This is a genomic window from Capnocytophaga canis, from assembly GCF_000827555.1.
Classification (GTDB): domain Bacteria; phylum Bacteroidota; class Bacteroidia; order Flavobacteriales; family Flavobacteriaceae; genus Capnocytophaga; species Capnocytophaga canis.
The window spans coordinates 1-240 of the sequence record NZ_CDOI01000012.1 but is presented as its reverse complement, the minus strand read 5'-3'; the positions used below and the strand labels follow the sequence as shown (position 1 = coordinate 240).

Here is a 240-nt window from a genome sequence, read left to right as displayed (position 1 = left end):
TATAACGGAACGATTCCAAGCATACCTGTAGAGGTAGATCTGACAACATCAGCACTTCCAGAAGGCATAACGGTAAGTCCAACGGGAGATATTCTTGTAAGTAACGCTAAAAGTGGAATATATACCTTTACGTATCAGCTTTGTTCGAAAGTATTTACGGACGTTTGTGATTCGGCGACTGTAACTATAACAGTAAAAAATAGGATAGAAGCCAATGATGACGACAATGGAGATTCTGTA

Annotated in this window: 1 pseudogene; it reads left to right on the top strand. The window is 39.2% G+C overall.

Annotated elements, in window-relative coordinates:
* Positions 1-240 (top strand): annotated as a pseudogene (locus tag CCAND38_RS11700) (hypothetical protein); the annotation flags it as partial.